We start from the raw sequence: 26,809 nt of genomic DNA on the forward strand, positions 1-26,809 counted from the left end.
CCGGTCGGACATCGGGAAAAGCCGCGAATGCTAATCGCGGCCTCATGCCCTCAGGCATGAAGCGGCTTCGGATGACGGCGGGTCATCAGGTCATGGATGGCCAGCCGCACCTCGTCGGGCGAGCCGAAACGCTGCTCGTCAAGGTCGTGGACATGAAATTTCACGGCGATGAACTTCAGCCGGTCTTCATCGGGAATGACGATCCCGACGGGAACGCCTGCATATTCGATAACTTGCTTCTTCATAGATAGAACTCCTGCCGCGCGACATGCGCAGCCATGGCGAATTGACTTGTCTGGTACCGTTGAAAGGAGGACGAACGTCACATTCGACAGTTCGGGCGGGAGAGGGCGCCCGGACGGTCATTGCCAAGCACAGATCGCCCAAGGAGATCGGCGAGAATATCGATGTCTATCATGCTCGTTCCTTGTGTTGGCGTTGCACTTGAGAGGTCCCGGTACAGCCCGGGGCCGGTGATGGCTGTCTTCAATAATCTACTATCTTGGTAGAGATTACCCGATAGCCTATCGGAAACATATTCCGAAACGTGTCAAAATATCGACGATCTGAAAAAATTCATTCCGTCGTAGCCCGAACTTACAGAAAGAAACATATCAGTCCTTCGTTAAATTCGCATGACAGAATCGGAAGTTCGATCGATCACAGCGGCAGACATAGGAAGCCTTGCTGTATCAGGCAATGGCCCGTTTCATTAAAAATCGACATGCCTCGAAATGACCGATTTGGTTAATGCTGGAAGCCCTGTGTCACCAGCCTTCTTCGAGCACCTTCTCCAGCATGTCCGCGAAAAAATCGGCGCTGTTGATGCTGAGGCAGAGCGGCGGTTTGATCTTCAGCACATTTTGGTGATCGCCCGTCGGCTGCATGATGACGCCGAGTTCGAGAAGCCGGTCGCAGATTGCAGCCGTCTCTTCCGTCGCAGGCTCCAGCGTCGTTCTGTCGCGGACGAATTCGAGGCCGAGATAGAGGCCCATGCCGTGCACGGCGCCCGCAATGGGATGACGGTCGATCAGCGCGGCGAGCCGCGCCTTCAGATGATCGCCGACCGTCCGGGCATTTTCCTGCAGCTTTTCCTCGGCCATGATGTCGAGCACCGCCATGCCGGCGATGCAACTGACCGGGCTGCCGCCGGTGGAGGAAAAGAAAGTGCCCTCCTTCTCCAGCGATTGCGCAATCTCCCGCGTGGTGATGACGGCGCCGAGCGGATGGCCGTTGCCCATGCCCTTGGCGACGGTGATGATATCGGGCACGACCCCTTGCTGCTCGAAGCCCCAGAAATAATGTCCGAGCCTGGAATAACCGACCTGCACCTCATCGGCGATGCAGAGGCCGCCGCGGGCGCGCACCTGCGCGTAGATTTCCCTGAGATAACCGTCCGGCAGCGGAATGCCGCCGGCATTGCCGTAGACTGATTCGGCGATGAAGCCCGCAAGGCCTTCGCCCGCAGCATCAATTGCTTCCAGCACCGGCGTCGCCATGCTGAGATAATCCGCTGCCGTATCGGGACCTCGGAAGTCGCCGCGATAGGTGTTCGGCGAAACGACGGTATGCACCCAGTCCGGCCGGGTGGTCGGTGCCTGCGGATTGTCGGCGATCGAGGTGGAGACGGCGTCGCTCGCCGCCGACCAGCCATGATAGGCTTCGAGCAGGCAGAGCATTTTGCGCGCGCCGCTATGGGCTTGCGCCAGCCGAAGCGCCAGATCGTTCGCCTCCGAGCCGCTGTTGACCAGGAAGACCGCGTCGAGCCCGTCCGGCGACAGGGCGGCGAGGCGTTCGGAAAATTCCGTGATCGCGGCATAGTGGAAGCGCGAATTCGTGTTGAGCCGCAGCCATTGGGCGTGGATCGCTGCCGCGAACCTGGGATGGCCATGGCCGAGAATGGTGACGTTGTTGACCATGTCGAGATAGGCGCGGCCCTCGACATCGAACAGATGCTCCCGCCAGCCGCGCTCGATCTGCGGCGCCGCCGCGTAATAGTTCTTCTGCGGCCTTGCGAGATGCGCCTGCCGCCTGGCGAGCAGTTCGGCGGTATCAGATCTCGGTGCATCGGCTTCCGGGCTGAGAAGGAGCGAGGGTGAGGGGCAGAGCGCCGACCAGGCCGCGGCCGTGCGCGGCGTGGCAAAAAGCGGCGGTTCGAGACCTGCGACGCTGCAAAGCTGGACGCGCAACCCGCCGAGCGACGCAGCCTCTCCGAAAACCGTGCCGAGCGGATCGCCGGCGGCCACCTCAGCTCCATCCTCGACCGAGAGATCGAGCCCATCGAGATGCAGGGTCATGCTGTCGCTGGCAAGCGTCAGATGCTGGTCCTTCCAGCTGATGCGGCCGGCAAAGGGTGCAGCAATCGCGTTGCCTGCCGCGAGGCAAATGTCGATATGCAGGGCGCAGGTTGCCTGTCCCGTCGCATTTCCCAAGCTCGCGCGGGAAAGCCGATATTCGCCATAGCGCGTCGCTGCGATGCCGTTTTCCGTTGCCACGCGGGCAAGCAGCCGCCAGTCCATGTCGGTATTCAGCCAGTTGCCGGCAGAAAAATGCGGGCTCCGCACCCCAAGATCGACATAAGCGATCCCGGCGGGATCGATGTCCGGCAGCAACGGCAGCCATCCCGATGCTTCCGGGGCGGCAACGTCTGCGCCGGCCGCCTTGAGGATCGCGGCTTCCATGAGTTCGAAGGGAACGGACATCGCCGTATCGAAGATCGCCCGCTCGTGCTTGAGGTTGCCGCGGACATAGTCATTATCGGGATCGACCGAAATCTGCTGCTCGCTGCTGGCGACGAGAATGACCGCGCGCGCGACGGTCAACGGCCAGAGCGCCTTCAGCTCCTCCTCGGTCAGCGGATAGATCGCCTGATAGGCGGTGACGGCTGGCAGGATATAAAAAGGGTCGCCATCCGCCTGATGCAGCAGCGAAGCGCATGTGACGGCGAGGTCGCCGACCAGCCAGCCGCGGATGATGTCGCCGAAATCGATCACCCCGTCGGGGATCGTATGGCCACGGGCGTCGCGGTGGCCGACGACATTGTCGCCGGTGACGTCATGATGCACGGCCTGCAGCCGAAGCGATGGCGCCAAGGGCTGGATGCGGCGAATGGCCATCACCATGGTCTTGGCGATCCGGTCGCGCGCCGCACTGTCGGTGATCGCGGACAGCAGCTGCACCGCGACCGGCCCGGCGCGCCTGAGATCCCATTGCAGGCTGCGGTCGAGACCGGGATGGTTGAAATCGGCAAGCGCCAGCGCCAGCCTGGCGCAGAGCGCGCCGAGGGCCGCAACGGAGGCCGGTGCCAGATAGGTCAGTTCTGTCAGCCCCTGGCCTTCCAGATATTCCAGCAGCCGGACCTGATAGCCCCGCCCGCGCACGGTCAGGACGACGATCTCCCGCCCGTCATTAGTGGGGATCACCTGCGGAACGCGCGGCGCATCTTGCCGGCTTTTGAGGTGACGGATCGCCGCATTCTGCGCTTCGAGCTCGCGGGTCTCGTAGGCTGCATGGCAGATCTTCAGGACGTAGCGGCCACGATCGTTATCGACGCGATAGTTTCGATCCTGCTGGCTGCCGAGTTCGGTAAGCGTGCCGGAGAGGCTGTAATGAGCAAGGAGTATCTCTTCCGCGTCGCTAGCGGTGACGTCGGGACGCGGCAGCGCCATGCGATCAACAAGCGCCTCGTCGGTCATGACACCTCTCCGCAGCATGATTCGATTACCTATTGAACGAGATAATCAAGTACTTGCCGCCGGCAGGCAACGGGAGATTGTCATTCGCCAGCAAAAGAGATGCAGGGTCTATGCGGCGCTCAACCCATGCGTTCGGAAGCGTAGCCGCCGGGGCTTGCCGGAAAGACCACGGTGCGGTTGCCGTTCAGGAAGGTGCGGTGGTGGATGTGAGCGTGGATGGCGCGGGCCAGCACCTGGCTTTCGACGTCGCGGCCGATCGAGACATAGTCGTCGGGCGACTGTGCATGGGTGATGCGCGCCGTATCCTGCTCGATGATCGGGCCCTCGTCGAGATCGGCGGTGACGTAATGCGCCGTCGCCCCGATCAGCTTCACGCCGCGGCCGTAGGCCTGCTTGTAAGGATTGGCGCCCTTGAAACTCGGCAGGAAGGAATGGTGGATGTTGATGATCCGGCCAGACATTTTCTGGCACATCGCATCCGAAAGCACCTGCATGTAACGGGCGAGAACGATCAGCTCCGTACCCGTCTGTTCGACGATATCCATGATCTGGCCTTCGGCCTGCAGTTTGTTCTCCTTCGTCACCTTGATGTGGTGGAAGGGGATGTCGTGGTTGACCACGACCTTCTGGTAGTCGAAATGGTTGGACACGACGCCAACGATATCGATCGGCAGCGCGCCGATCTTCCAGCGGTAGAGCAGGTCGTTGAGGCAATGGCCGAAGCGCGACACCATCAGCAGCACCTTCATGCGGGCGTTGCCGTCATGGATCTCGGCATCCATGGCGAACCGCTTGGAGATCGGCTCGAAGCCTTCCTTGAGTTCGGCAAGGGGCACGCCTTCCTCGGAGATGAAGCTCACCCGCGTGAAGAACTTGCCGGTATCGAGATCGTCGAACTGGGAACTATCGACGATGTTGCAGCCCTTGTCTGCCAGATAGCTCGAAATCGCCGCGACGATGCCGCGTGTCGATTTGCAGGATACCGTCAATACGTAACTTGTCATGTCTTTCCCTCTCCAAGGCCGCCGCCGTGCTTAGATCAAAGCCCGGGCCGCGAATAGGCCGGCGCACTTTCATTCATGCGACAAATTGCAAGAGAAACCATCACGTTTCTGCAAGTTCTCTCATTTGCCAAGTCTGAAGCTTAGGAGAAGTTGCGCGAAAAACTGTACCGTCAGCGCCGCTTGGATGCGTATTCTCGCCTTCGACGCGCTTTAGGCCGGCGGCCGGCTCGCCACGGCCGCTTTCCGGCGAGGCGTCGTGATCTCATGGATAATTGCGCCGCCGATCGACGAGAGCACCAGCGAGAGGATGACGAAGAGCACGGGCTGCTGCAGGATGCCGATCGGCAGCCGATCGGCGGCGACCCTGAGAAAAGCCAGCGTGAAGGCGTGGGTGATATAGATGCTGTAGGAGCAGTCGCCGAGATAGTTCAGCCATCCCACAACCGGCAGCCTGGAAAAATCGATGGAGACGGCGCCGTACATGATGAAGATCGCCGGAATACCCCAGGCGTAGAACCGGCTTTCCGGCGGCATCAGCGCCTCGTTGATGAAGAGAAAGGCGGAGCCCACGGCAAGGGCTGCCCAAGCCCAGCGGTTCGGTAGCAGGACCTTCTGTCCGTAGAGCCAGCCGAGCACGACACCGGCGAGAAACTCCAGCATGATCGGCTCGCGGTAGAACCGGGTCACAGTCGTTTCCGGCAGCAGCCGGCAGGTGATCAGGATAACGGCAAAGACGGCAAACATCGCCGGGATGCGGCGAACTTCCTGCAGCGGCAGCAGAAGCGCAAAGACCAAGTAGAAGAACATTTCGTAATTCAGCGTCCATCCCGGAACGACCACCGGCGTGATCGTGCTGGGATCGGCGGGATTGGCCCATGGCAGGAACAACAGCGAGGCGATGAGATGCGGCAGGTCGAACACCGTCGATTTCAACAATGACGGGGCCACCAGCGCCACAGTCGCCGAAAACAGCGTCGCCAGCCAGTAGAGCGGTACGATCCTTTTGATGCGCCGCCGGGCGAAATCGACCGGGCTCATCGCGCGTCCGCTCGTCGTCAACCACATCACGAAACCGCTCAGGACGAAGAAGATGTCGACGCCGGTTTCACCATAGATGAAGGCGGTGGCGTCGACCGCGGGATTGACCTTGGCGAGCTGCAATATCGCGTGGAAATAGACAACCATCAGCGCCGCGATGGCACGCAGATATTGAAGCTGGACAAGCATCGAGCGTCTTGCTCCCTCGGGCTCGCGCGGACAGGCGCCGCTGCGGTCAACTCAATACATCTGCCGGATGACCCTGCCGGATGCGCGGGCTGTCGTGGAAGCGCATATATCCGACGACGAACCATAGGAGACCGGCGATCTTCATCGAGAAGACCGCGGTTCCCCCGATCATCATATTCAGAAAAATGAAAAGAGAAAGTGAATGGGCGCAGCGCCGCTGCGCCGCCGTGCGCCCGGCGGGAAAGAGGCAGACGAACAGCCACAAGGCGATGACGCCGAAGATCGTCGCCGCGTAGATCAGGTAGACATAGCCGCTGTCGGCGAATTCGGCGACCCGGTCGACCGAAAGTCCAAGGATGGCAAGCGGATCGAGCTCCATGATCTTCTTCATCGTCAGGTTGATGCGGCCGGTGAAATTGTCGCCCGTCGCATTGGGTTTCATCACGTAGACGAGGAAGCCGGCGGCGACGATCAGCGGCATCAGCGCCAGATTGAAATTCTTCGGGATCTTCGGAAAGACGAAGTAGCCGGCGATGCAGGCAAAGCAGAAGATCAGCATCGTGCGTGTGTCGTTCGTCACCAGGATCAGCACGGCGGTGCTGATCATCAGCAACCGGTCCCAGCGGCCAAGCCTCTCCCACATCGAAATCAGGTAGACCGCGATCACGCCGCAGAAATTGGCCAGCGATACCTGTTCGAGGAAGATCGAGGAGGAACGATGGTCGATGATGCCGAAGGAGAAGCGCTCGGGAAAGCCGAGCGCGTTCTGAAAGAGGCCCGTCGTGTTGTAGCTCAGCGGCAGCAGCCCGCGCGTATTGGCGAAATAATCGGACGGGTGGACGATGCTGACATAGAACGGCACGCTGATGATCTCGAAGATCAGGAAGATCATGACGGCAAGACTTGCCCAGCGAAAGGCGAGCTTCATCGTTTTCTCGTTGCTCCAGCCGCCGAGCCCGGTAAAGCAGAAGATGATCAGCACGTTGCGGAAGTGATCGATGAACAGCATGCGGTTGAGCACGCTGACATAGATGGTCACGATGAGCGTGAACAGCAGGAACAGAAAGGCCGGCAGGTCGGTCTCGTAGATCCCCTTGTGCAGGATGTAGATGATGGCGCTCGCCATGATCAGGCCTTCGCTGACGGCGACATGCGTCATCGAAAGCGGCACGATGTTGTGGTTGATGAAGGCCAGAATGCCGTTGTAGAGCACGGAGAGCAGGCCGAGCCAGAGCACCGTATGATCGGTGCGTGATGCCCCGCGGGCAGCATCAAGCCGGTTGCCGGCTACAGTGAACGTCGCTGTCCTGTGATCGGCGACTGCCATGCTCATTTCCCCGCAGGCTTGACGGCGGAGCAAGTGCCGGTATCGGCTTTTGCCGCCTCGGCAAGAAGCCGCATCTGCGGCCGCTCGAGGCCCTTGCGCGGCTGGACGTTGAAGGGCTCGTCCGCCGGCCACCATTCGCCGGCCGCCCAGTAGGACCAGCCGAGCCAGACGTCGCTATTGTCAGTCATGGTGGCGTAGATTTCGGTCAACCCGCTCATGCAGTCCTTGTCCGCGGAGGCGCCGAATTCACCGAGAAAGCCGCGCTTGTGGTTCCGCTTCAGCCAGGTGGTCACCCCGGCGATCGCCTCGACCGCAGCAGTCGAGCCTTCGCAGGTCGGATGGGTGCCGGAGGAATCGGCATCGAGATACTGGTGAACCTCATAAGCGTAGAAATCGAGTGGATCGCGCACGCCGAGCATCACCGTGCCGTTGGCGCCGCCGATCACGTCTTTTTCCCAGCTTGACGCGCCGCTCCAGGCTGTGCCCGGCACCAGGATGAGGTTGCGCGCGCCGACGGCGCGGATGCTGCGGATCGCCGCATTGGCGGCATCCAGCCAGTCGGTCGCCTTGATGTCGTGCGGTTCGTTCATCAGGCCGAAGAGAACACCGTCCTGATTGGCGAATTCAACGGCGAGCCTTGCCCAAAAATCCCCGAAGGCGGCATCCGTTGCCGGCGCCGTGCCGACCTGGGTCTTGTCGTAATAGCCGAAATTATGCGGGTCGAGCAGAACCGCCATGCCGTGTTTGCGAATGAGGCCGATGGTATCCTTGAGCCGCTTGAGCTCGTCCTCGTCGAGCCGCCCGCCGAGTGCGGACTGCAGCCGCTCCCAGCGGAAGGGCAGTCGGATGATCGTCATGCCCTTTTTGGCGAAATAGCTAATCGTGTCTTCGCCGGGATAGGTATAGTTGGTGCCATAGATGCCGCCGCGCTCGCCATATTCGCCGCCGGACAAATTGACGCCGCGGTAGCACGGGGCCTCAGCCGCAAGGACCGGCGACGGGGTGAGAGCGACCGCAAGCAGCAGCGCTGTCAGATGTCGTGTCGTCCTCATGGCCATCCTCGCTATCGCGGCAATCGCAACGTCGGCGTCGCTGAAGTTATTTTAACGGTCCGTTAGCTAAGAATTTCTAAAGTATCAGCACCTCGGCTTCAGTCTTTCACGCTGGGCGGGACACGAGTGCGCGTATGAACCAGTATGACAGGAACAGGGTAAGCCGGCTCCCTGGCTGGCGCAGTTTTGAGCCATCTCAGACTGCGCCGGAAGGCGTGCGCATGCGCAGTCCCGTCATCCGCCCGGATGATTTCGTCCGGCCGTCGCCCGAACCCGCTTCGCCCCCTTTCGTGCCGCCGGAAAATACTACGGAAACCCGCCAGTATGAGCGTCCGGCACCTCCGCCGCCGCTTCCAAAACAACCTGTCGTCGACGCGCCGTCGAACGCAGCATCCGCGCCTGCGGCACCACTTCTCGACCTCCGCTCGAGTATCGCCGCGATCTGGAGCCGACGGCTGATCGTGCTGGGCCTGGCGCTTCTCGGAGCTGTGGCAGGCGGGGCGGTGGCGCCGCGCATCGCCCAGAAATTCACCGCCGTCAGCAGCCTCTATTTCGACCCGCGCCAGATCGGCCTTGCCGATACCGGCGCGCAATCTTCGGGTCCCTCGCCGGAAATGATCTCGGCGCTGATCGATAGCCAGGTGCAGATCCTGACCTCGGGCAATGTGCTGCGGCGCGTCGCTGAAGCCATGAAGCTCGACCAGGATCCCGAATTCACCGGCGGCCGCACGGATGGCGCCGCCGTGATCGGCACTCTGCAGAAGGCGCTGGTCATCACCCGTGAGGCCAGCACCTATGTCGTCTCGCTTGCCGCCACGACCAATGATCCCGAAAAATCCGCAAGGCTTGCCAACCAGGTCGTCACCTCCTTCACCGAGGAAGAGAACAGTGCTTCGAACGGCATTTACGAAAACACCTCCTCGACGCTCGACGGACGCCTCAACGACCTGCGCCAGAAGGTGCTGGAGGCCGAGCAGGCTGTCGAAACCTTCCGCGCCGACAACGACATGGCCGCGACAGAAGGTAACCTGATTTCCGATCAGCGGCTCGTGTCGCTGAACACGATGCTGGTGACGGCACAGGAAAAGACCATCCAGGCGAAGGCGCGCGCCGATGCCGTCGCCAATCTCCGCGTCGAGGACATCGTCGCCGGCAACCAGGCGGAGGGCGGCGTCACCTCGCCGCTCGTCAGTCTGCGTCAGCAATATGCCACCCAGGCCGCCGCCGTCGGCAGCCTCGAAAGCCAGATGGGCACGCGTCATCCGCGCCTGCAGGCGGCCCGCTCCTCGCTGCAGAGCATATCAGGCGAAATCAAGGGCGAATTGCAGCGTCTCGCCACCTCGGCAAGGGGCGAATACGAGCAGGCCAAGGCCGCCGAGGACAGCATCGCCAAGGAACTTGCCGTGCAGAAGGCGCTGCAGGCGAGTACCTCCGACAAGCAGGTGGAATTGAACGAATTGCAGCGCAAGGCGACGGCGGCGCGCGATATTTACGAGACGGTGCTGAAACGCTCCGGCCAGACGAGCGAGGAGCAGAACTTCAACCAGAGTAACATTCGCGTCATTTCGCCGGCCGAGCCGCCGGTCAAGGGAGACGGTCCCGGAAAGACGATTCTATTGGTTGCCGGCGTCATCGGCGGTTTTCTCGCGGGTTTCGTCATCGGCGCCGGTTTTGCGATCCTCGCCGGTCTCTTCGGCCATCCCGTCATCAGAAGTTATTTCAGGAAGTCCCCCGCTGCGGCCGCTTGATGACGGTCGTCGGTTTTCCTACATCGGAAGTGCGGCCTATCGCCGGCAGGAGAGTTCCCATGCGGCTGTTGATGATGCCTCTGATATCGCTCGTTGCCGTGTCGAGCCTCGCCCCGGCGTCCGCCTTTGCCGTCGACTGGACAAAATCCGTCGATTCCGGGGTTCAACCCCTCTATCCCTATAAGGGTCTTCCCGGCGTCAAGGCGCAGCCGGACAAGAAAGAGGAGGATTCCTACAATTGCCGCACCGAAACCGTGCAGATCCGCCGCCGTTACGACGAGATCTTCCGCTCCGGCGGCATGCCGACGCTGATGTATGTCTGCGAACGCGACGGCTTCATCTCGATGGACGACAAGGTCCCCCTGCGCGGCCACTATCAGCCGGTGCGGTGAACGCTTCGGGCCGACTGCTGCAATGTCGTGCGGTTGTGGTGAACTCCAGCGGCTGACGGCATAGGCAGCGGCTGATCTGGACAGGACGGCGCCGGATCCCATTCCGCTGGCCGATGGCTGCTGACAAAGGCGGGCGTGTCGGCAGAAAGAAAAAATCCCACTTCGGAATCTCGAAATTCCCCCGCTTCGGGATTCCGAAGTGCTACATACATTATGGTGGGAGTTCCCAGGCGCTGCCATACCTTGGCCGGATCGTTGCGGCTAAGTCTCCAGATTAAGCTGGAGTGGAGCGTCGTCTGCCTTGACGACCTTGGACTTGCGCTTTGTTGCCGCACGGCGTGCTGGCTTGGTGGTTTTCGGCAGAGTGTCGGAGCCGAACTCGTCTGCCTCGGAGCTGGGCAGCAGCAGGCCGGCCGCAGGCGCCGCAGCGGCTACCTCAATGACCGGCTTGGGGGGCGGTATTTCAATGGCCGGCTTGGCAGCTGACACCTCGCGGACCTTTATAGGCTCGGGGTGGCTGGCGGCGGGTGCGGCGTATCGGATCATCAGCAAGACTCCATTTTGTTCGCTTTATGTTCGCATTTGGGGGTGAGGGAGTCAATGCAGGCCAGCTATCAAGAGCGGCGGGAATAAGCGTCTAGAAGTGAGGACTTCGGAGAATTCTTGGGAGCTATTGAGCGAACAAGCCCTTGCGCGGATCGCGACTGGCCTTTGTTGCAAGGCACCTGCGCAACTTTAGTTGAAAAGGCTTAACTCCTTGATCTTGGTAACGATCAAGAATGGAATGGTGCCCAGAAGAGGACTCGAACCTCCACACCCTTTCGGGTACCAGCACCTGAAGCTGGCGCGTCTACCAATTCCGCCATCTGGGCGACGGAGAGCGATGTAAGGGGGTGGCCCCTGACTGTCAACTGGGTTTTTGAAGTTTTTCTGACAGTTGGCGAAAAAGCGGCCGATCACATGCGAGGGAGCGCCGAAGGGTGGGCATAGCGCTCCGGTTGGCACGCCCTATATAGAGGAAATATCGAAAGGAATGCATCATGCTTGCTCCCCGCACGCTTCTGCTCGCCGGTCTGTTGGCCGTTTTGTCACCCGCCATCGCCGGGGCCGATTCGCTGAAGCTGGGCAAGCCCGGGGTCGGGCCGCTCAATACCGGCTCGACGCTTTGCGATTTTCGCGGCTGCTTCGGGTTCGGGCCGCAGCAATGGCATCGCCCCGCCTATGTCCAGCCGAACTACCGCCCGCGCGGCGCGGGGCCGACCTATTACCGGCCGGGCGCTGCCGGGCCGCCGCAGCTGACCTATGATCCGCCGCCGGTGCAAAGGGTGCAGCCGAAGGCGCGCGACATGAACAGCCATGCCGCCTGGTGCAGGAACGAATACCGCTCCTACAATCCGAGGACCGATCGTTTCCTCACCTATGAGGGCATCTACAAGACCTGCCGCTCGCCCTATCGCTGATTGTCGTGATCAGCTTTCGAGCGAGGCGCGGTCGACGTGGCCGAGATCGCGGCCGGGCTCGACGATGTCGCGGACCCGCTGCTTCAGCTCCTTCGGCCCGGGAAAGCCGCCGTCGCGCTTGCGCTCCCAGATCAGATCGCCATTGACGCGGATCTCGAAATTGCCGCCGGTGGCGGGGATCAGCGCCACTTCGCCGAGGCTGTCGGAAAAGGTGTGCAGAAGCTCCTGCGCCATCCAGCTGGCGCGCAGCAGCCAGTTGCACTGGGTGCAGTAGAGGATCGTGACGCGGGCTTTTTCGGTCATGGCGATGTCCTTTCGTTTGTTGAGATTTAAGCCCTGTGGCGCGTGCGCGCAATCGCCCTCGCTAGAGCATGATGCCGAAAAGTGTGAGCGGTTTTCGGGCGACATCATGCTCCAACTATTTAATTAAGAACAGGATTCAGATTTTGGGCCGAACCGGCCTAAAGCCTGAATCCTGTTCTGGCGTCTTGCGCGCCGTCCTCCGCCATGGTCTCTTCCGATGGTCGGCCATACCAGGAAGAGCCCATGCGCGTCGCAGTCATCGAAAATATGCGAAATACCGGCCTCGGCGCGCTTGCCGCAGCGCTCGACGAGGCGGGAGCGGAGATCGAGTGGTTCCGGGTGTGGCAGGACGGCATCCTGCCGCTGGATATATCGGGCCATGACGCGCTCGTCGTTCTCGGCGGCGAGCAGAGCGCGCTGGATGACGAAACCCATCCCTATCTGCCAGAGCTCGTCCGGCTCACGCGCCGCTTCGGCGATGCCGGCAAGGCCGTGCTCGGCATCTGCCTCGGCAGCCAGATTCTCGCCCGCGCTTATGGCGCCGACAATCACTTAGGGATCGCCCGCGAATTCGGCTGGCACCGGATCGGCGTCACCGCCGATGGCCGGGCCGATCCGCTGCTGTCGGCGCTTGGCGGCGAGTTCACCATCTTCGAATGGCATGCCGACACGTTTTCCCTGCCTGAGGGCGCGGTGCGTCTCGCCTCGAGCCCCGTCGCCGAGAACCAGGCCTTCCGCATCGGTCGCGCCGTCTATGGCACCCAGTTCCATTTCGAGGCCAATTCGGACGTCGTCGAGCAATGGAAGGCCGAATTTCCCGACACGATCGCGCGTATTGCGCCGGGCTGGCTGGAGAACCATGCAGAGCTGGCGGCAAGGCATGGCGGAGCCGCCGATGCCGCGGGCCTTGCCATTGCGCGCGCCTGGGTCAGCCTGATCGAACGGCAAGAGGTCGAAATGCTGTCGCAGGCCTCGGCGTGAGGGGTGATGCGATGGCGGCCAGTGAACGCGAAAAGATGGCGGCAGGCGAATGGTATTGCTGCCTCGATGACGAGCTCGATCTCTTGCGCCGGCAGGCGCGCATGGCCGTCCATGCGCACAACACGCTGCCGCCGGATGAGCGCGGCGCGATGGCTCCGGCCCTGAGGGCACTCTTTGCGCAGGCAGCGCCCAATGTCTTCATCGAAGCGCCGTTTCACTGCTCCTACGGTATCAACATCACTCTCGGCGAGCGCGTCTATTTCAATGCCGGCTGCACCATTCTCGATTCCGGCCGGGTGACGATCGGTGATCGCAGCATGTTCGGCCCGGGGGTGCAGATCTATTGCGCCGAGCATCACAAGGAGCCGGCACTTCGCAGCACGGGCATCGAGATCGCCAGGCCCGTCACCATCGGCAACGACGTCTGGATCGGCGGCAGCGCCATCATCCTCGGCGGCGTCACCATCGGCGACGGTGCGATTGTCGGCGCCAGTGCGGTGGTGACCAGGGATGTGCCGGCCGGCGCAACCGTGGTCGGCAGTCCGGCCCGCATCCGCTAACGCCGGCTCCTATCCCGTGCTGGCCCCTCGCCATCTCGACAGCGGCGATCATTCCGCTAGATGAGAGGGCAAAAGGGGAGGAAAGCATGAGCGAACTGAATTTACCGATGGAGGGCGGCTGCCGTTGCGGCCGGGTGCGATTGAAGATCAGCGCTCCGCCGCTGCTGACCATGGCCTGCCATTGCACGGGGTGCCAGAAGATGACATCAAGCGCCTATTCGCTGAGTGCGGCCATCCCCAGCGAAGGCTTCGAGGTGACGCAAGGCGAGCCGGTGATCGGCGGCCTGCATGGCGTCACGAAGCATTATTTCTGCCCGCATTGCATGAGCTGGATGTTCACCCGGCCGGAAGGCATGGACTGGTTCGTCAATCTGCGCGCGACCATGCTGGATGATCCGAGCTGGTTCACGCCTTTCATCGAGACCTGGACAAGCGAGAAGCTGTCCTTCGCCGAGACCGGGGCGGTGTACAGCTACGCGGCGCTGCCTGAAATGGACGCCTATGAGGGGCTGGTGAAGGAATATATGGGCAGGGGATGAGGCTCTCAGAAACCCTGGAAGAGAAAATCGACGGCGGCGATAATTCGATCACTGTCGGCGGTAAGATCCGCCACCACGCCTCCAATCTCCTTTACGGAAATTGCGCTGGTGAATTGGGTAGCCATCACATAGGGCAGGTCATTGATCACGAATTGTGGATTGAGCTGACGCATGATTTTGGGAAGAGCTTGCAATGGAAGCATCGGCGCCATGATCCGCGTTGTCAGCTCACCAAGCAAGTCGGACTGCAGATCGAGGGCAAGCGCGTCGGTATGCATAAGATTGTAAACATGAAACCGAGCCATCAGAACTGTCGATATTTCTGAAACGGCAGACCGTGCTTTTCGACATAGGCATTGGAAGCGGCGATAGCCTCGGCGTTCTCGATACGCCAAAGCCGCTCGCGCTCCGCCTTTATGGCCTGTGCGATACCATCTTCCGCCGCCCGGGATATGTTGATCTTGAGCTCGCGCGCCTGGGAAACGAGACCTTCATCAAGAGACAGGTTCGCTGCTTTTCTTGGTCGCTGAGCCATAACGATCTCCTCAATTTTATGCGCACATTGTATGCGCATAAAATACCGTTGAGAAGCGTTATTCGTCGCCCATCTTCAGCGCGGCGATGAAGGCTTCCTGGGGGATCTCCACCTTGCCGAACTGGCGCATGCGCTTCTTGCCGGCCTTCTGCTTGTCGAGCAGCTTGCGCTTGCGGGTGGCGTCGCCGCCGTAGCATTTCGCGGTCACGTCCTTGCGCAGCGCCGAGATCGTCTCGCGGGCAATGACGTTGCCGCCGATCGCCGCCTGGATCGGGATCTTGAACATGTGCTTCGGGATCAGCTCCTTGAGCTTCTCGCACATGTCGCGGCCTCGCTTTTCCGCGGCCGTCCGGTGCACCATCATCGACAGCGCGTCGACCGGTTCGCCATTGACGAGGATCGACATCTTCACCAGGTTGCCCTCGCGGTGGTCGGTCAGCGTGTAGTCGAAGGAGGCATAACCCTTCGAGATCGACTTCAACCGGTCGTAGAAATCGAAGACGACTTCGTTGAGCGGCAGATCGTAGGTCAGCATCGCGCGCGTGCCGACATAGGTGAGTTCGATCTGGATGCCGCGCCGGTCCTGGCAGAGCTTCAGGATACTGCCGAGATAGTCGTCGGGCGTCAGGATCGTCGCGCGGATCCACGGCTCGTGGATTTCCGAGATCTTGACGACATCGGGCATGTCGGCCGGATTGTGCAGCTCGCGCTCCGTGCCGTCGGTCATGTACATCTTGTAGACGACGGAGGGTGCGGTGGCGATGAGGTCGAGGTCGAACTCGCGCTCCAGCCGTTCCTGGATGATTTCGAGATGCAGCAGGCCGAGGAAGCCGCAGCGGAAACCGAAGCCGAGTGCCGCTGATGATTCCATTTCGAAGGAGAAGGAGGCGTCGTTGAGGCGAAGCTTGCCCATGGCGGCGCGCAGATCCTCGAAATCGGCGGCATCGACCGGGAAGAGGCCGCAGAACACCACCGGCTGGGCCGGCTTGAAGCCCGGCAGCGCCTGGGCCGTCGGCCGCTTGTCCTCGGTAATCGTGTCGCCGACGCGGGTATCGGCCACTTCCTTGATCGAGGCGGTGATGAAGCCGATCTCGCCGGGGCCGAGGCGGTCGATATTGACCATCTTCGGCGTCAGCACGCCGACGCGCTCCACCTGGTATTTCGCATCGGTGCCCATCATCCGCACCGTCTGGCCCTTGGTCAGCACGCCGTCGATGACGCGGACCAGAACCATGACGCCGAGATAGGCGTCGTACCAGCTGTCGACAAGCAGCGCCTTCAGCGGCGCCTTTTCGCCGCCGGGGCTCTTCGGCGCCGGCAGCTTGTGGACGATCGCTTCCAGCACATCGGGAATGCCGAGGCCGGTCTTTGCCGAAATCAGCACAGCCTCCGAAGCGTCGATGCCGATCACTTCCTCGATCTGTTCCTTGATGCGGTCGGGTTCGGCGGCCGGCAGGTCGATCTTGTTGAGGACGGTGACGATCTCGTGGTTGTTGTCGATCGCCTGGTAGACGTTGGCGAGCGTCTGCGCTTCGACGCCCTGGCTGGCATCGACGACAAGCAGCGAACCCTCGCAGGCCGACAGCGACCGTGAGACCTCATAGGCGAAGTCGACATGGCCGGGCGTGTCGATCAGGTTGAGAATGTATTTCTCGCCGTTATTCGCCTGGTAATGCAGGCGCACGGTCTGGGCCTTGATGGTGATGCCGCGCTCGCGCTCGATATCCATATTGTCGAGCACCTGCTCGGACATTTCGCGCTCGGCAAGGCCGCCCGTCGTCTGGATCAGGCGGTCGGCCAGCGTCGATTTGCCGTGGTCGATATGGGCCACGATCGAAAAGTTGCGGATATGGGACAGCGGAGTGGTGGAATTGGTGCTCATGCGCGCCATATAGCAGCGCCGCCCCCTGCCGCAAAGCGGTAATTATCCCGCTGTTTACGCTATTTCGTCCTGTGTCGGGCGCGTATCAGACCGGCCACGTCTCCAGCCGCCAGGCTGAATCCCAGAACATCCATTCATATTGCGAGGCGCGCACGAAGACGTCGGTCATTTGCGCCCGCTCCACCGTCGATGCGGCGCGGGCGGCAATGTCGGTCAGCGCGATGACTTCGCGGGCACCGGCGGCAAATTGCGGATCGCCATAGGTGTTGATCCAGGCCTGGAAGGCATTGCCCTCGATAACAGGCCGGTTCTTGATCGCTTCGCCGACGTGCCAGTAGATCCAGAAGCAGGGAAGGATGGAGGACAGCGCCACCGCGTAGGAGCTGTGATAGGCGGTGGCAAGCAGGAAGTTCGTATAGGCAAAGCCGGCCGGCGAGGGCTCGGCCGAAGTGACGTCCGCAGACCTGATGCCGAATTGGGTGAGGAAGCCGGCATGCAGGCCCTGCTCGACGGTGATCGCCTTCTGCGCCGAACCGAGGAAGCGCAGGACCTGCGCATTGTCGGGCGCTTTGGCCGCGACGATCGCCAGGCATCGCGCATAATGCTTGAGGTAGAGCGCATCCTGCAGGATGTAGTGCCGGAAAACCTCCGGCGGCAGCGTGCCGTCCGAAAGGCGCTGCAGCAGCGGCAACGCCTCGATTTCAGCCATGATCGGCGCGATCCTGTCCCAGGCGGCAGCCGTGAAGCTTTCCGTCGTTTCCGTGCTCTGCATGCTGCCGTCCATCACTCTCTCCTCGGATTACGCCGCCATATATGGACGGCGCAGCGGCGAAAGCAAGCCGCGTTTTGGCCGCTTTTCGTAGACACTTGATTCCATCATCAGATAATGTATTTCTCTTATAGTGGAATCACGGGACTGAAAAATGGAACCGGAACTGGAACAGGCGATCGGCATCCGCATCCGCACGCTACGGCAGGAAAAGGCTCTGACGCTCGATGATCTTGCTGCGGCCTCCGGCGTCAGCCGGGCGATGATCTCGCGCATCGAGCGGGCGGAGGCGAGCCCGACCGCCTCGCTGCTGGCGAGGATCTGCGCCGCGCTCGGCCTGTCGCTGTCGGCCTTCTTTGCGGAAGAGGGGCAGGCTTCGCCGCTCGCCCGGAGGCAGGAGCAACAGGTCTGGCGCGATCCGGAGACCGGTTATATCAGACGGTCTGTTTCACCCCCGGGCACGGCTTCCGATGTCGATATCGTCGAGGTTGAATTCCCGGCCGGCGCCCGCGTCAGCTTCCCCCCGCATGCGAGCGCCCATGGCATGACACAGCATATCTGGCTGTTCGACGGCGAGCTGGAGATGACGGCGGCTGAGATCGTCTACCGGCTGCGGCCGGGCGATTGCCTCTTCATGCCGGTCGGCGAGGGTCACGTATTCCACAATCCCGGCAACACGCCGGCGCGCTATTGCGTCGTGCTCGATCGCGGCGGCCGATAACAGCATTCAATTCAGGAGAACAGCATGCCTGCTATTCGCACCCTTTCCGCCGAGGAGGCCCGCGCCGCCATTCCGGCCCTTTCGCAAGTGCTTGTCGATTGCGTCGCGGGCGGCGCCTCCGTCGGCTTCATGCAGCCCTATGGGCCCGAAGATGCCGAGCCCTATTGGCGTGATGTCGCCGATGCCGTTGCCACCGGCGGCAATCTGCTGCTGGTTGCCGAACTCGACGGCAGGATCGTCGGCACCGTCCAGGTGGGTGCCGCGCAGATGCCGAACCAGCCGCATCGCGGCGATCTGAAGAAGCTGCTGGTGCATCGCTCCGCCCGCGGCAAGGGGCTCGCGCGGCTGCTGATGGATGCCGCTGAGCGTGAGGCGGCAAGCCGCGGCAAGACCCTGCTCGTGCTCGACACGGCAACCGGCAGCGATGCCGAGGCGATCTATCCGCGCCTGGGCTGGCAGCGTGTCGGTGTCATCCCCGATTACGCGCTGTGGCCGGAAGGCGGTTTCTGCGCCACCACCCTGTTCTACAAGCGGCTTACCTGATTGCGCCGGCCCCGCTCATGCCGGCCTGGCGAAGACCGGAAGCGCGCCGCCAAGCGTCGTGCCCGCCGTCCATTGCGCCGCATTCCAGCCGAATTGCTGCGCTGCTTCGATATTTTCGGCCATATCGTCGATGAAGGCGATGTCGCCGGGCAGCACGCCGGCCCGCTCGGTCGCCAGCCGGAAGAAATCGGGAGAAGGCTTGCTGTGTCCGAGTGCTGCGGAATAGATGATGTCGTCGAAATGTGCGCTAAGGCCGATCTGCTCCATCAGGTAGCGTGCCCGCCTATGCTCCTGGTTGGTCGCCAGCAAGAGAGTGATGCCGCTTTGCCTGAGAGCAGCGAGTTCTTCGAGCAGATTGCGGTCGAGACGGGAATCGTTTTCGAACCAGTAGTCGATCAGTGTTTCGGCGCTGAGGTGGGGCGCAATCTTTGCGAGAACGCCGGCGAGCCTCGGCTCCAGCGCCTCGCGGCCGATGATGATATCGCGCCAGTGGCTCTGGAAGAATTCCTGCTGCAGCAGGTCGACACGCAGGCCGAGGTCGCGTTCCAGATAGGTGAAGTGAGGCAGGCCGTCGGCGGGGCGACCATGAATGAGTACGCCGTCGACATCGACCATCAGCACTTTCATGCGGAATATTTCCTCGTTCTCAAAACACCGGCGAAGGTGGCGTCATCCGCCTGGACGTTCAAGACGGCGCGCCACTTTTTTGTCGCGGCCGAGCCGTGTAAATCTCCATCGTCAATCAAGGGCAGGATCTGAAATGCGCGTCATCTATTCCGAAGACCACAAGCTGCGCGATGCCAGGACCGAGCTGCACGCCGGCCAACTGGTGACGCCCTTCGAGGCGCCGTTTCGCGCCGAATGGATCCTGGCGGCGGTCAAGGAGGCGGGCTTTACCGACGTGGTGGCGCCCGATGCGCATGGATTGGAAACGGCGCTGAAGGTGCATGATCCCGCCTATCTGGATTTCCTCGCCACCGTCTGGGACCGCTGGGTGGCGGCCGGTTTCACCGGCGAGGCGATCGCCAATTCCTTCGCCGTTCGCCGCACCAGCCAGCGTGTACCCGACAATATCGTCGGCGCGATCGGCCATTACGCCAATGCCGCCGATACCTCGATCACCAAGGGCTCCTACGAGGCGGCGATCGCCTCCATGCGCTGCGCGATCACGGGCGCCGATTGGCTGAATGCCGGCAATCGTTTCGCCTTCGCGCTCTGCCGCCCGCCCGGCCACCATGCCGGCATCGATCTCTTCGGCGGTTATTGCTTCATCAACAATTCGGGCGTCGCCGCGCAGCGGCTGCTCGACCATGGTGCGAGGAAAGTCGCGGTGCTGGATGTCGATTTCCACCATGGCAACGGCACGCAGGATCTCTTCTATCACAGAGGCGATGTCTTCACCGCCTCGTTGCATGGCGATCCCATGCATGCCTTTCCCTATTTCCTCGGCCATGCCGGCGAGGAAGGCGAGGGAGAGGGCGAAGGTAGCAACCGCAACTATCCGATGCTCCCGGGCACGCCTTGGAATGTCTGGTCTTCGGCCCTTGCCGATGCGCTCACCCGCATCAAGACCTTCGGCGCCGAGGCGATCGTCGTGGCACTCGGTGTCGATACCTTCGAGCGCGATCCGATCTCCTTCTTCAGCCTCACCTCCGATGATTTCATCCGCATGGGCGCGATGATATCAGCCGCCGGCCTGCCGGTGCTCGCCTGTATGGAGGGTGGCTACGGCGTGCCGGAAATCGGCCTCAACGTCGCCAATGTCCTCAAGGGACTGGAAGCCTGATCTCTGCCGATGACCGACGAGACCGTTCCATCCGACGTTCCGACACCCCGCATGCTAAGCTGGGCGCGCAACTCCACCATCTATCGGCTCGAGCGGCGGATGATGACGGAAAAGCAGCTGTTTGACGCCATTGCCCGCAAGGCGAAGGAGAAATTCGAGGATATCAGCGCGGTGCAACTCAAGGCCGTTGCCGATTTCGCCGTCAAATTTGCCTATGACAACAAGGTGCTCGACGATAGCGCCTATGCGGAGATCAGCACGCGCTCGGCCGTGCGCGGCGGTAAATCGAAGCGCGCGATCGCCCAGAAGCTTGCTGCCAAGGGCGTCTCCAGTGACAAGGTCGAAGTGGCACTTGAGGAGGCTGACGATCTCTATGCCGCAGCGATTTTTGCCCGCAAACGCGCCTTCGGCCCCTTCCGCCGGGTCGAGCTCGACGAAAAGCGAAAGGCGAAAGAGCTTTCGGCTTTCGCCCGCAACGGCTTCAGCTTCGACATCGGCAGGAAGGTCTTCGACATGAGCTTTGAAGAGGCCGAAGAGGTCATCCTTGCTGGCCGATCTTTGGCGCCTCAGCATCAGCGCTCTTGATCCCGGCATGAAAAGTTTGAATTTGGTTCTCACCCGTCTTCGGCCTAGAACCGCGCCAGGATCGGGGGCCACATGGACATCAAGAATATCGAGACCGGGACGGACGGCACAGCCTTGATTGCGCAGCCGGGCGTATCGCCGACTTCGGGCGGCTTGGCGGCCGGTGTCGTGATGTGCCTGATGTCAATGTCTTCGATCCAGTTCGGCGCAGCACTGTCTTCGTCAGCCATTGCGACCTATGGCGTTGCCGGCGCCACCTGGCTGCGGCTGGCTTTCGCGGCGATCATCCTTGCCGTCGTCGTCAGGCCTTCGGTGCTGCGTTATAGCGGCGCCCAATGGCGGGCGACATTGCTGCTCGGCACGACGACGGCTGCCATGACGCTCTGCTTCTTCGCGGCGATCCAGCGGCTGCCGCTCGGCCTGGCGATCGCCATCGATTTCCTCGGGCCGCTCTCGGTCGCCGTCTTCGGCTATGGTCTGACCTGGCGGCTCGCCTGGCCGTTGATCGCTGCGGCCGGCATTCTCTTTCTCGCCCATGACGGCGAAGGCTGGGTCGGCAATCTCCCGGGCGTCCACTTTGCCCTCGGCTCGGCCGTGGGATGGGCGGTCTATATCCTGCTGACGAAGAAGGTCGGCGCTGCCTTCAAGGGTCTGGAAGGCCTCTCGATGTCGCTGATCGTTGCCGGCCTCGTCGCAACCCCCTTCGGCCTTGCCGAGACAGGGGGCGCCTTCACGCTGAAGGGACTGGTCGAGGTTCTCGGCCTTGCCATCCTCGTGCCGCTGTTGCCCTATGCGCTGGAAATGGTGGCGCTGCGGCGCATGCCGTCGGCATCCTTCGGCATCCTGATGAGCCTCGAACCGGCGATCGGCGCGCTCGCCGGCTTTCTGATCCTCGCCCAGCCGATGACCGCGCTGCAGATACTGGGTACGGCGCTCGTGGTGGCGGCCAGCGCCGGCGCCACCGCCTCGGCGGCGAAGTCTTAGAGCTGAATGCCTGCGTTATTTCGTTAATTTGGATCAGGCGGGTTTGCGCTTGGGATCGTCGAGAGCCGGATTGTAGAACAGCGACAGCACCAGGCTCTTGGCGATCCGTTCCGCCGTCGCCATGAACCAGGCCTTGGCCTCCGGCGACGGGGCGATGTCGTCGAGTGTTGCGGCAAACAGCGACAGCCACTTCGGAAAGAGATCCGGTGTCAGGTTTGCCACATGAGTATGCGCCTGCACCGGCTTGCCGCCATAGGCGCCGCTGCGGAAGGCGACAGCCGACCAGAAGCCCTTCATTTTCGCCATATGCTCCGGCCAGCGGCCGGCCAGCTTGGCGTCGAACACCGGGCCGAGATCGGGATGCGTTAACACGCGCCCGTAAAAGGTCTCGACCAGCCTGTCGATGAAGGCCGCGTCGACGCCCATGTCCCGCATCTCGGCCTCCGCCCTTTCGCGGATCGCCGCGACATGAGCAGGGCGGCCCTGAATGTCATTGTCCATTCCAAAACCCCGGCGCCGCGTGATGCGGCAGCCTCCATATAGGTGTTTATGGCGGCGAGCCAAAGTCGCCCGTGCCGCTTGCGGCAATCTGTCAGCGCTGTAGCACTTTGAATTGCCTCACGCACTTGACCGTCATCGCCGTGTTCTTTAGATTTAGAATAATTCTAAAAATTGGAGAAGATCATGCTGGCGCGGTTTTTCAGATCCTCGAAACGATCTTTCGAGTCGCTGTCCGAGCAGGAGATCCTTGCCCTTGGGATCGCCTCCGAGGAAGACGATGCCCGCATCTATCTTGCCTATGCAGACAGACTGCGCCGCGAATTTCCGGCCTCGGCCAAGGTCTTCGAGGACATGGCCGAGGTCGAGGACACGCATCGCAAGTCGTTGATCGAGATCCATCGCCAGCGTTTCGGTGAGCGCATTCCGTTGATCCGGCGCGAGCATGTGGAGGGCTTCTACGAGCGCAAGCCGGACTGGCTCAGGGCAAACCTTTCGCTGGATGCGATGCGCAGGGAAACCGAGGCGATGGAGGAGCAGGCCTATCGCTTCTATGTCGAGGCGGCAAAGCGGACCTCGGACGCCTCGACGCGCCAGCTTCTCGGTGATCTCGCCCTCGCCGAACAGGGGCATGAAGATATTGCCCGCATGCTGGGCGACAAACATACGCCGGAAGACGTCAAGCACGACGAGGACGAGACGGTGCGCCGGCAATTCGTGCTGACCTATGTGCAGCCTGGCCTTGCCGGGCTGATGGACGGCTCTGTCTCGACGCTGGCGCCGATCTTCGCCGCCGCCTTCGCCACGCAGGATACGTGGCAGACCTTCCTCGTCGGCCTTTCAGCCTCCGTCGGCGCCGGCATTTCGATGGGCTTCACCGAAGCCGCACATGACGACGGCAAGATCTCCGGCAGAGGCTCGCCGGTCAAGCGCGGCCTTGCCTGCGGCATCATGACGGCGCTCGGCGGTCTCGGCCACGCACTGCCCTATCTGATCCCGCATTTCTGGACGGCGACGATCACCGCTGCCGTCGTTGTCTTCTTCGAACTCTGGGCCATCGCCTTCATCCAGAACCGCTACATGGAAACCCCCTTCCTGCGCGCCGCCTTCCAGGTGGTGCTCGGCGGCAGCCTGGTGCTCGGCGCCGGCATCCTGATCGGGAATGGGTGAGTTGCGGTCGGGCATAGCCCGAGCAATCGATCCAGTGAATCGATTGCAGCAACGAACGCCCTGAGCCTAAAGCGAAGGGCCGGGAGACGGTGCGTCATACTCGGCATCAAAAGCGGTCCGTGCCCTTCGCTTGCGCTCAGCGCATTCGCGGCTTCGCCGCTCACCCCCTCATCTGCCTGCCGGCATCTTCTCCCCCGCTGGGGAGAAGCGGAGTCGTGGCACGTACGTCTTATTCCCCCTTCTCCCCAGCGGGGAGAAGATGCCCGTAGGGCAGATGAGGGGGTTGAGGAGCGTTGGCGACGAACGCGTTAAGCGCAAGCGAAAGGCCGGCTAGCGGCAGCCCGCTCCTCTCCGCATAAGGAAAGGGAGAACCATCACCCACAAAACAAAAAGGCCGGCAAACCGCCGGCCTTTTCCACATTCTCTATTGCAACCCTTACCGGAGGGCGCCGACCAGGACGTCGCGGCCGTTCTCGATGGTGACCCAGCGGCCGGCATTGTAGCTCGACTGGCGCTTGACGAAGGAATAGGGCGTCGCAAACCACGGCTTGACGTCGGAGGCGAGGTTGTCGAGCACGAAATCGCCCTCGGCAGTGCGCAGCGTCAGCACCGCATGGCCTTCGCCATCCGGCTTGCGCACGACGGTCATCAGCAGGTCGGCCGCCGAAAAGCCGCGCTGGATCAGCATGCGGCGCTTCAGCAGAGCGAAATCCTCACAGTCGCCGGCGGTGGTCGGATAGGCCCAGACCTCATCCTTGCCGTAGATTTCCTTGTCGGTCATCGGCGTGATGGTGCGATTGACCGTGGCGTTGACCAAACGGACGAGCGACCACTTCCCCGGGTTCATGGCGACCGGGCCTGCGTTGCGGTTTGCGCCACATTCATTGCGGTGGATCTGACAGAAATCGTAGTGGCCGATCGGCTGTGAGGTGGCATTGCCCGTTACCATTGAAGCATTTCTGCTTGGGGCCGGTATGGCGGCCGTTGCCATCGCAAACACGGCCATCATGGCCACAAAAATACCCTTGATCCGCACGCCCGCTCTTTCCTTGCATCGCCCCTTATTTATTAACAAAGTGTTAATGGAGAGGGCCGGAAAGAGTCAATCGTTACTTCTTGGTAGGACCTTGCGACTCGCCGACATGGTTAAAATGCAACGGCTTGGGGACCTGTATCAGGCGAATTTATCCGCCGATGCCATTCAAGCGGGCATCTGCCTAATTGTTGATGAACGGATGATGCCTTTGACGGCGCTCACGAGCAGCGCGATGTCGCCGGGGCGGGAAAGGCGATGGTCGCCGTCGCGAATGAAGGTCAGCACCACGTCGTCGGCGGGAAGATGTTCGACCAGTTTCATCGCATGCGCATGCGGCACATCAGCGTCTTTCATGCCCTGGAGGATATGCACCGGGCAGCCTGTTTCGATGATGCCGTCGAGTACCCGGTTCTCGCGGCCATCCTCGATCAGCGCCCGCGTATAGATGTTCGGTTCCGGACTATATTGCGAGCGCTCTTCGAAATAGCCGCGCTCGGCCAGCGACTTGCGCTCCTTGGCCTTCAGGTTCGGCTCGATCAGCTCCGAGGTGAAATCGGGTGCGGGCGCGATCAGCACCATGCCTTCGAGTTTTGGGCCTTCGAGCTTTGGGTCGCCCTGCCGCGCAAGCTCCTGCGCCAGCCTGAGCGCGATCCAGCCGCCCATCGACGAGCCGACGAGGATCACGCGTTCGGGCGCGACATGGCGGATGACGGCAAGCGCCTCCTCCAGCCAGCGCGAGATCGTGCCGTCGCCGAAGCTGCCGCCGGAAAGTCCGTGGCCGGAATAATCGAGGCGGATGCAGGCGGCGCCAAGTTCCGCCGCCAGCCCGTCGAGTTCCACTGCCTTGGTGCCGCTCATGTCGGAGCGGTAGCCGGACAACCAGACGAGTGCCGGTGCGCCATTGCCGGCCCGCGCCGGGCGGACAAGCATGGCGATCTCACGCGCCGCCTCACCCTCGCCGACCATCAGGAACTGCGGCTGGGCATTGGACAACTGATCGGACATCGGCGAAACTCCTATTGTTTTGGCCTATAAAACAGATTCTTGGCAGGCTGACAGCGGGTGATTTTTCCGCTAAAGGATGATATTGACTCCGTTGCAGCGATGACGCGACACGTTTGTGCACCCCTGATTGGGAGCGCGATGCTGCAACGTTCCGAAACAACGCGAGGAGAATACGACCATTCGCAGACCTTTTAAAACCGACGCGCCCGTGAAGGACGGACCGCGCTCGAACCGTGAAATCCGCATTCCCAAAGTCCAGCTGATCGGGGCTGACGGTGAGAATATGGGCGTCGTGCCTACCGACCAGGCTTTGAGAATGGCGGAAGAAGCCGGCCTCGATCTCGTCGAAATTTCCCCCAATGTCGAACCGCCGGTGTGCAAGATCCTCGATCTGGGCAAGCTGAAATATGCTAACCAGAAGAAGGCTGCCGAGGCGCGCAAGAAGCAGAAGATCGTCGAAGTCAAAGAAATCAAGATGCGCCCGAACATCGACACCCATGATTATGAGGTGAAGATGAAGGCGATGGGTCGCTTCTTCGACGAAGGGGACAAGGTCAAGGTGACGCTGAAGTTCCGCGGCCGTGAAATGGCCCACCAGGAACTCGGCATGAAGCTTCTGCAGCAGGTCAAGGCTGATACGATCGAGTTCGCCAAGGTCGAAGCCGAACCCAAGCTCGAAGGCCGCCAGATGATGATGGTGCTGGCGCCGAAGTAAGCGCCAGGCAGTTTTTCGCCCAAGGCCGTCCGCAAGGGCGGCTTTTGTGCTTTCTGCCATTCTGCTTTGCGCCATTGTGTTTTCGGGTGAGCGAAGATTCCTCCGCCGCCCCGTTGCACTTTCATGACGCTGCGGTTATAAGCGCGCGTCCGAACTGACCGGCAGGGCATGCCGTGGCAGTTTCGAATGCTTGCGGAACGGTTCGTCGCCGATGCCGCAGATCAACAACAAACGCTCCCGCACCTTGTTGCGACGGCCGGAGAACCGGACTTCGCAGGAGGGCTTTTTTGAT

Annotated in this window: 29 protein-coding genes and 1 tRNA gene; 13 read left to right on the forward strand and 17 right to left on the reverse strand. The window is 61.7% G+C overall.

Annotation, left to right across the window (positions count from 1 at the left end):
* Positions 1-50 precede the first annotated feature (50 nt).
* From AC1D2N_RS10460 to AC1D2N_RS10485, 6 genes are all read right to left on the reverse strand, one after another.
* Entirely contained in the window at positions 51-245 is a 195-nt protein-coding gene (locus AC1D2N_RS10460) for a hypothetical protein (protein ID WP_003544544.1), read from the reverse strand.
* 522 nt (positions 246-767) lie between these two features.
* Entirely contained in the window at positions 768-3,695 is a 2,928-nt protein-coding gene (locus AC1D2N_RS10465) for an aminotransferase (protein ID WP_130653423.1), read from the reverse strand.
* A gap of 119 nt (positions 3,696-3,814) precedes the next feature.
* Positions 3,815-4,699 (reverse strand): formyltetrahydrofolate deformylase, encoded by an 885-nt coding sequence (gene purU / locus AC1D2N_RS10470; protein WP_018244360.1) that lies wholly within the window; start codon positions 4,697-4,699, stop codon positions 3,815-3,817.
* 210 nt (positions 4,700-4,909) lie between these two features.
* The gene (locus AC1D2N_RS10475) at positions 4,910-5,926 is read right to left on the reverse strand and encodes an acyltransferase family protein (RefSeq protein ID WP_130653424.1); all 1,017 of its coding nucleotides are present in this window, start codon (positions 5,924-5,926) and stop codon (positions 4,910-4,912) included.
* Between the two features lie 46 nt (positions 5,927-5,972).
* Positions 5,973-7,253 (reverse strand): hypothetical protein, encoded by a 1,281-nt coding sequence (locus tag AC1D2N_RS10480; protein ID WP_130653425.1) that lies wholly within the window; start codon positions 7,251-7,253, stop codon positions 5,973-5,975.
* A 2-nt stretch (positions 7,254-7,255) separates the two neighbouring features.
* A complete protein-coding gene (locus AC1D2N_RS10485; protein ID WP_130653426.1) occupies positions 7,256-8,305 on the reverse strand; it encodes a glycoside hydrolase family 5 protein in 1,050 nt (349 codons plus the stop codon).
* 134 nt (positions 8,306-8,439) lie between these two features.
* Here AC1D2N_RS10485 and AC1D2N_RS10490 point away from each other — a divergent pair, with 134 nt between their 5' ends.
* Both AC1D2N_RS10490 and AC1D2N_RS10495 read left to right on the forward strand, forming a co-directional pair.
* Positions 8,440-10,053 (forward strand): GumC family protein, encoded by a 1,614-nt coding sequence (locus tag AC1D2N_RS10490; RefSeq protein ID WP_018244364.1) that lies wholly within the window; start codon positions 8,440-8,442, stop codon positions 10,051-10,053.
* Positions 10,054-10,112: 59 nt separating this feature from the next.
* Positions 10,113-10,445: a hypothetical protein gene (locus AC1D2N_RS10495; protein ID WP_018244365.1), complete on the forward strand. Its 333-nt coding sequence runs from the start codon at positions 10,113-10,115 to the stop codon at positions 10,443-10,445.
* Between the two features lie 261 nt (positions 10,446-10,706).
* Here the strand turns inward: AC1D2N_RS10495 and AC1D2N_RS10500 are convergent, their stop codons facing one another.
* Together AC1D2N_RS10500 and AC1D2N_RS10505 are read right to left on the reverse strand one after the other, a co-directional pair.
* Entirely contained in the window at positions 10,707-10,991 is a 285-nt protein-coding gene (locus AC1D2N_RS10500) for a hypothetical protein (RefSeq protein WP_028731783.1), read from the reverse strand.
* A gap of 239 nt (positions 10,992-11,230) precedes the next feature.
* Positions 11,231-11,317: transfer RNA gene (locus tag AC1D2N_RS10505), tRNA-Leu, on the reverse strand.
* A gap of 168 nt (positions 11,318-11,485) precedes the next feature.
* On the opposite strand from AC1D2N_RS10505, the gene AC1D2N_RS10510 reads away from it, so the two are divergent.
* Positions 11,486-11,905 (forward strand): BA14K family protein, encoded by a 420-nt coding sequence (locus AC1D2N_RS10510; protein ID WP_130653427.1) that lies wholly within the window; start codon positions 11,486-11,488, stop codon positions 11,903-11,905.
* Positions 11,906-11,914: 9 nt separating this feature from the next.
* Here the strand turns inward: AC1D2N_RS10510 and AC1D2N_RS10515 are convergent, their stop codons facing one another.
* Entirely contained in the window at positions 11,915-12,208 is a 294-nt protein-coding gene (locus tag AC1D2N_RS10515; protein WP_003544579.1) for an Rdx family protein, read from the reverse strand.
* A gap of 204 nt (positions 12,209-12,412) precedes the next feature.
* Between AC1D2N_RS10515 and AC1D2N_RS10520 the strand changes: the two genes are divergently transcribed.
* The 3 genes from AC1D2N_RS10520 (at position 12,413) to AC1D2N_RS10530 (ending at position 14,288) form a co-directional block, all read left to right on the forward strand.
* Positions 12,413-13,189, forward strand: coding sequence for a type 1 glutamine amidotransferase (locus AC1D2N_RS10520; RefSeq protein WP_197728281.1), 777 nt, complete (start codon positions 12,413-12,415; stop codon positions 13,187-13,189).
* A gap of 11 nt (positions 13,190-13,200) precedes the next feature.
* Positions 13,201-13,749: a sugar O-acetyltransferase gene (locus tag AC1D2N_RS10525; RefSeq protein ID WP_130653429.1), complete on the forward strand. Its 549-nt coding sequence runs from the start codon at positions 13,201-13,203 to the stop codon at positions 13,747-13,749.
* Positions 13,750-13,835: 86 nt separating this feature from the next.
* Complete coding sequence (locus AC1D2N_RS10530) at positions 13,836-14,288, forward strand: GFA family protein (RefSeq protein WP_018244370.1); 453 nt, start codon at positions 13,836-13,838, stop codon at positions 14,286-14,288.
* Positions 14,289-14,293: 5 nt separating this feature from the next.
* Here AC1D2N_RS10530 and AC1D2N_RS10535 read toward each other — a convergent pair whose 3' ends face one another.
* From AC1D2N_RS10535 to tenA, 4 genes are all read right to left on the reverse strand, one after another.
* On the reverse strand, positions 14,294-14,593 hold the full coding sequence (locus tag AC1D2N_RS10535) for a CcdB family protein (protein WP_130653430.1): 300 nt from the start codon (positions 14,591-14,593) through the stop codon (positions 14,294-14,296).
* The gene (locus tag AC1D2N_RS10540) at positions 14,593-14,823 is read right to left on the reverse strand and encodes a type II toxin-antitoxin system CcdA family antitoxin (RefSeq protein WP_018447942.1); all 231 of its coding nucleotides are present in this window, start codon (positions 14,821-14,823) and stop codon (positions 14,593-14,595) included. The genes AC1D2N_RS10535 and AC1D2N_RS10540 overlap by 1 nt, the downstream gene beginning before the upstream one ends.
* 58 nt (positions 14,824-14,881) lie before the next feature.
* Positions 14,882-16,714: a translation elongation factor 4 gene (gene lepA, locus AC1D2N_RS10545; protein ID WP_017962846.1), complete on the reverse strand. Its 1,833-nt coding sequence runs from the start codon at positions 16,712-16,714 to the stop codon at positions 14,882-14,884.
* Positions 16,715-16,790: 76 nt separating this feature from the next.
* Positions 16,791-17,489, reverse strand: a complete 699-nt coding sequence (gene tenA, locus AC1D2N_RS10550; protein ID WP_130653431.1) for a thiaminase II — start codon at positions 17,487-17,489, stop codon at positions 16,791-16,793.
* A 139-nt stretch (positions 17,490-17,628) separates the two neighbouring features.
* Here tenA and AC1D2N_RS10555 point away from each other — a divergent pair, with 139 nt between their 5' ends.
* Together AC1D2N_RS10555 and AC1D2N_RS10560 are read left to right on the forward strand one after the other, a co-directional pair.
* Positions 17,629-18,195, forward strand: coding sequence for a helix-turn-helix domain-containing protein (locus AC1D2N_RS10555; protein WP_128408874.1), 567 nt, complete (start codon positions 17,629-17,631; stop codon positions 18,193-18,195).
* 24 nt (positions 18,196-18,219) lie between these two features.
* On the forward strand, positions 18,220-18,738 hold the full coding sequence (locus AC1D2N_RS10560) for a GNAT family N-acetyltransferase (RefSeq protein ID WP_128408873.1): 519 nt from the start codon (positions 18,220-18,222) through the stop codon (positions 18,736-18,738).
* Positions 18,739-18,753: 15 nt separating this feature from the next.
* On the opposite strand, the gene AC1D2N_RS10565 is transcribed toward AC1D2N_RS10560, so the two are convergent.
* Positions 18,754-19,365, reverse strand: coding sequence for an HAD-IA family hydrolase (locus AC1D2N_RS10565; RefSeq protein WP_130653432.1), 612 nt, complete (start codon positions 19,363-19,365; stop codon positions 18,754-18,756).
* Between the two features lie 133 nt (positions 19,366-19,498).
* Between AC1D2N_RS10565 and AC1D2N_RS10570 the strand changes: the two genes are divergently transcribed.
* The 3 genes from AC1D2N_RS10570 (at position 19,499) to AC1D2N_RS10580 (ending at position 22,093) form a co-directional block, all read left to right on the forward strand.
* Positions 19,499-20,524 (forward strand): histone deacetylase family protein, encoded by a 1,026-nt coding sequence (locus AC1D2N_RS10570; protein WP_130653433.1) that lies wholly within the window; start codon positions 19,499-19,501, stop codon positions 20,522-20,524.
* A 9-nt stretch (positions 20,525-20,533) separates the two neighbouring features.
* Positions 20,534-21,109, forward strand: coding sequence for a recombination regulator RecX (recX, locus tag AC1D2N_RS10575; protein ID WP_130653434.1), 576 nt, complete (start codon positions 20,534-20,536; stop codon positions 21,107-21,109).
* A gap of 72 nt (positions 21,110-21,181) precedes the next feature.
* Positions 21,182-22,093 (forward strand): EamA family transporter, encoded by a 912-nt coding sequence (locus AC1D2N_RS10580; protein WP_130653435.1) that lies wholly within the window; start codon positions 21,182-21,184, stop codon positions 22,091-22,093.
* A 33-nt stretch (positions 22,094-22,126) separates the two neighbouring features.
* On the opposite strand, the gene AC1D2N_RS10585 is transcribed toward AC1D2N_RS10580, so the two are convergent.
* Positions 22,127-22,594 carry a group III truncated hemoglobin gene (locus AC1D2N_RS10585; protein ID WP_018447934.1) on the reverse strand — a complete coding sequence of 156 codons (468 nt, stop codon included), beginning with the start codon at positions 22,592-22,594 and terminating at the stop codon, positions 22,127-22,129.
* A 183-nt stretch (positions 22,595-22,777) separates the two neighbouring features.
* Between AC1D2N_RS10585 and mbfA the strand changes: the two genes are divergently transcribed.
* Positions 22,778-23,761 (forward strand): iron exporter MbfA, encoded by a 984-nt coding sequence (gene mbfA / locus AC1D2N_RS10590; protein ID WP_018244381.1) that lies wholly within the window; start codon positions 22,778-22,780, stop codon positions 23,759-23,761.
* 436 nt (positions 23,762-24,197) lie between these two features.
* On the opposite strand, the gene AC1D2N_RS10595 is transcribed toward mbfA, so the two are convergent.
* The gene (locus AC1D2N_RS10595) at positions 24,198-24,797 is read right to left on the reverse strand and encodes a transglutaminase-like cysteine peptidase (RefSeq protein ID WP_018244382.1); all 600 of its coding nucleotides are present in this window, start codon (positions 24,795-24,797) and stop codon (positions 24,198-24,200) included.
* Between the two features lie 165 nt (positions 24,798-24,962).
* Entirely contained in the window at positions 24,963-25,802 is an 840-nt protein-coding gene (locus tag AC1D2N_RS10600; RefSeq protein ID WP_130653436.1) for an alpha/beta hydrolase, read from the reverse strand.
* 178 nt (positions 25,803-25,980) lie between these two features.
* Here AC1D2N_RS10600 and infC point away from each other — a divergent pair, with 178 nt between their 5' ends.
* Positions 25,981-26,517, forward strand: a complete 537-nt coding sequence (infC, locus tag AC1D2N_RS10605) for a translation initiation factor IF-3 (RefSeq protein WP_075225634.1) — start codon at positions 25,981-25,983, stop codon at positions 26,515-26,517.
* Positions 26,518-26,809: the final 292 nt, after the last annotated feature.

It is taken from the genome of Rhizobium sp. P1_B8, from assembly GCF_056406515.1.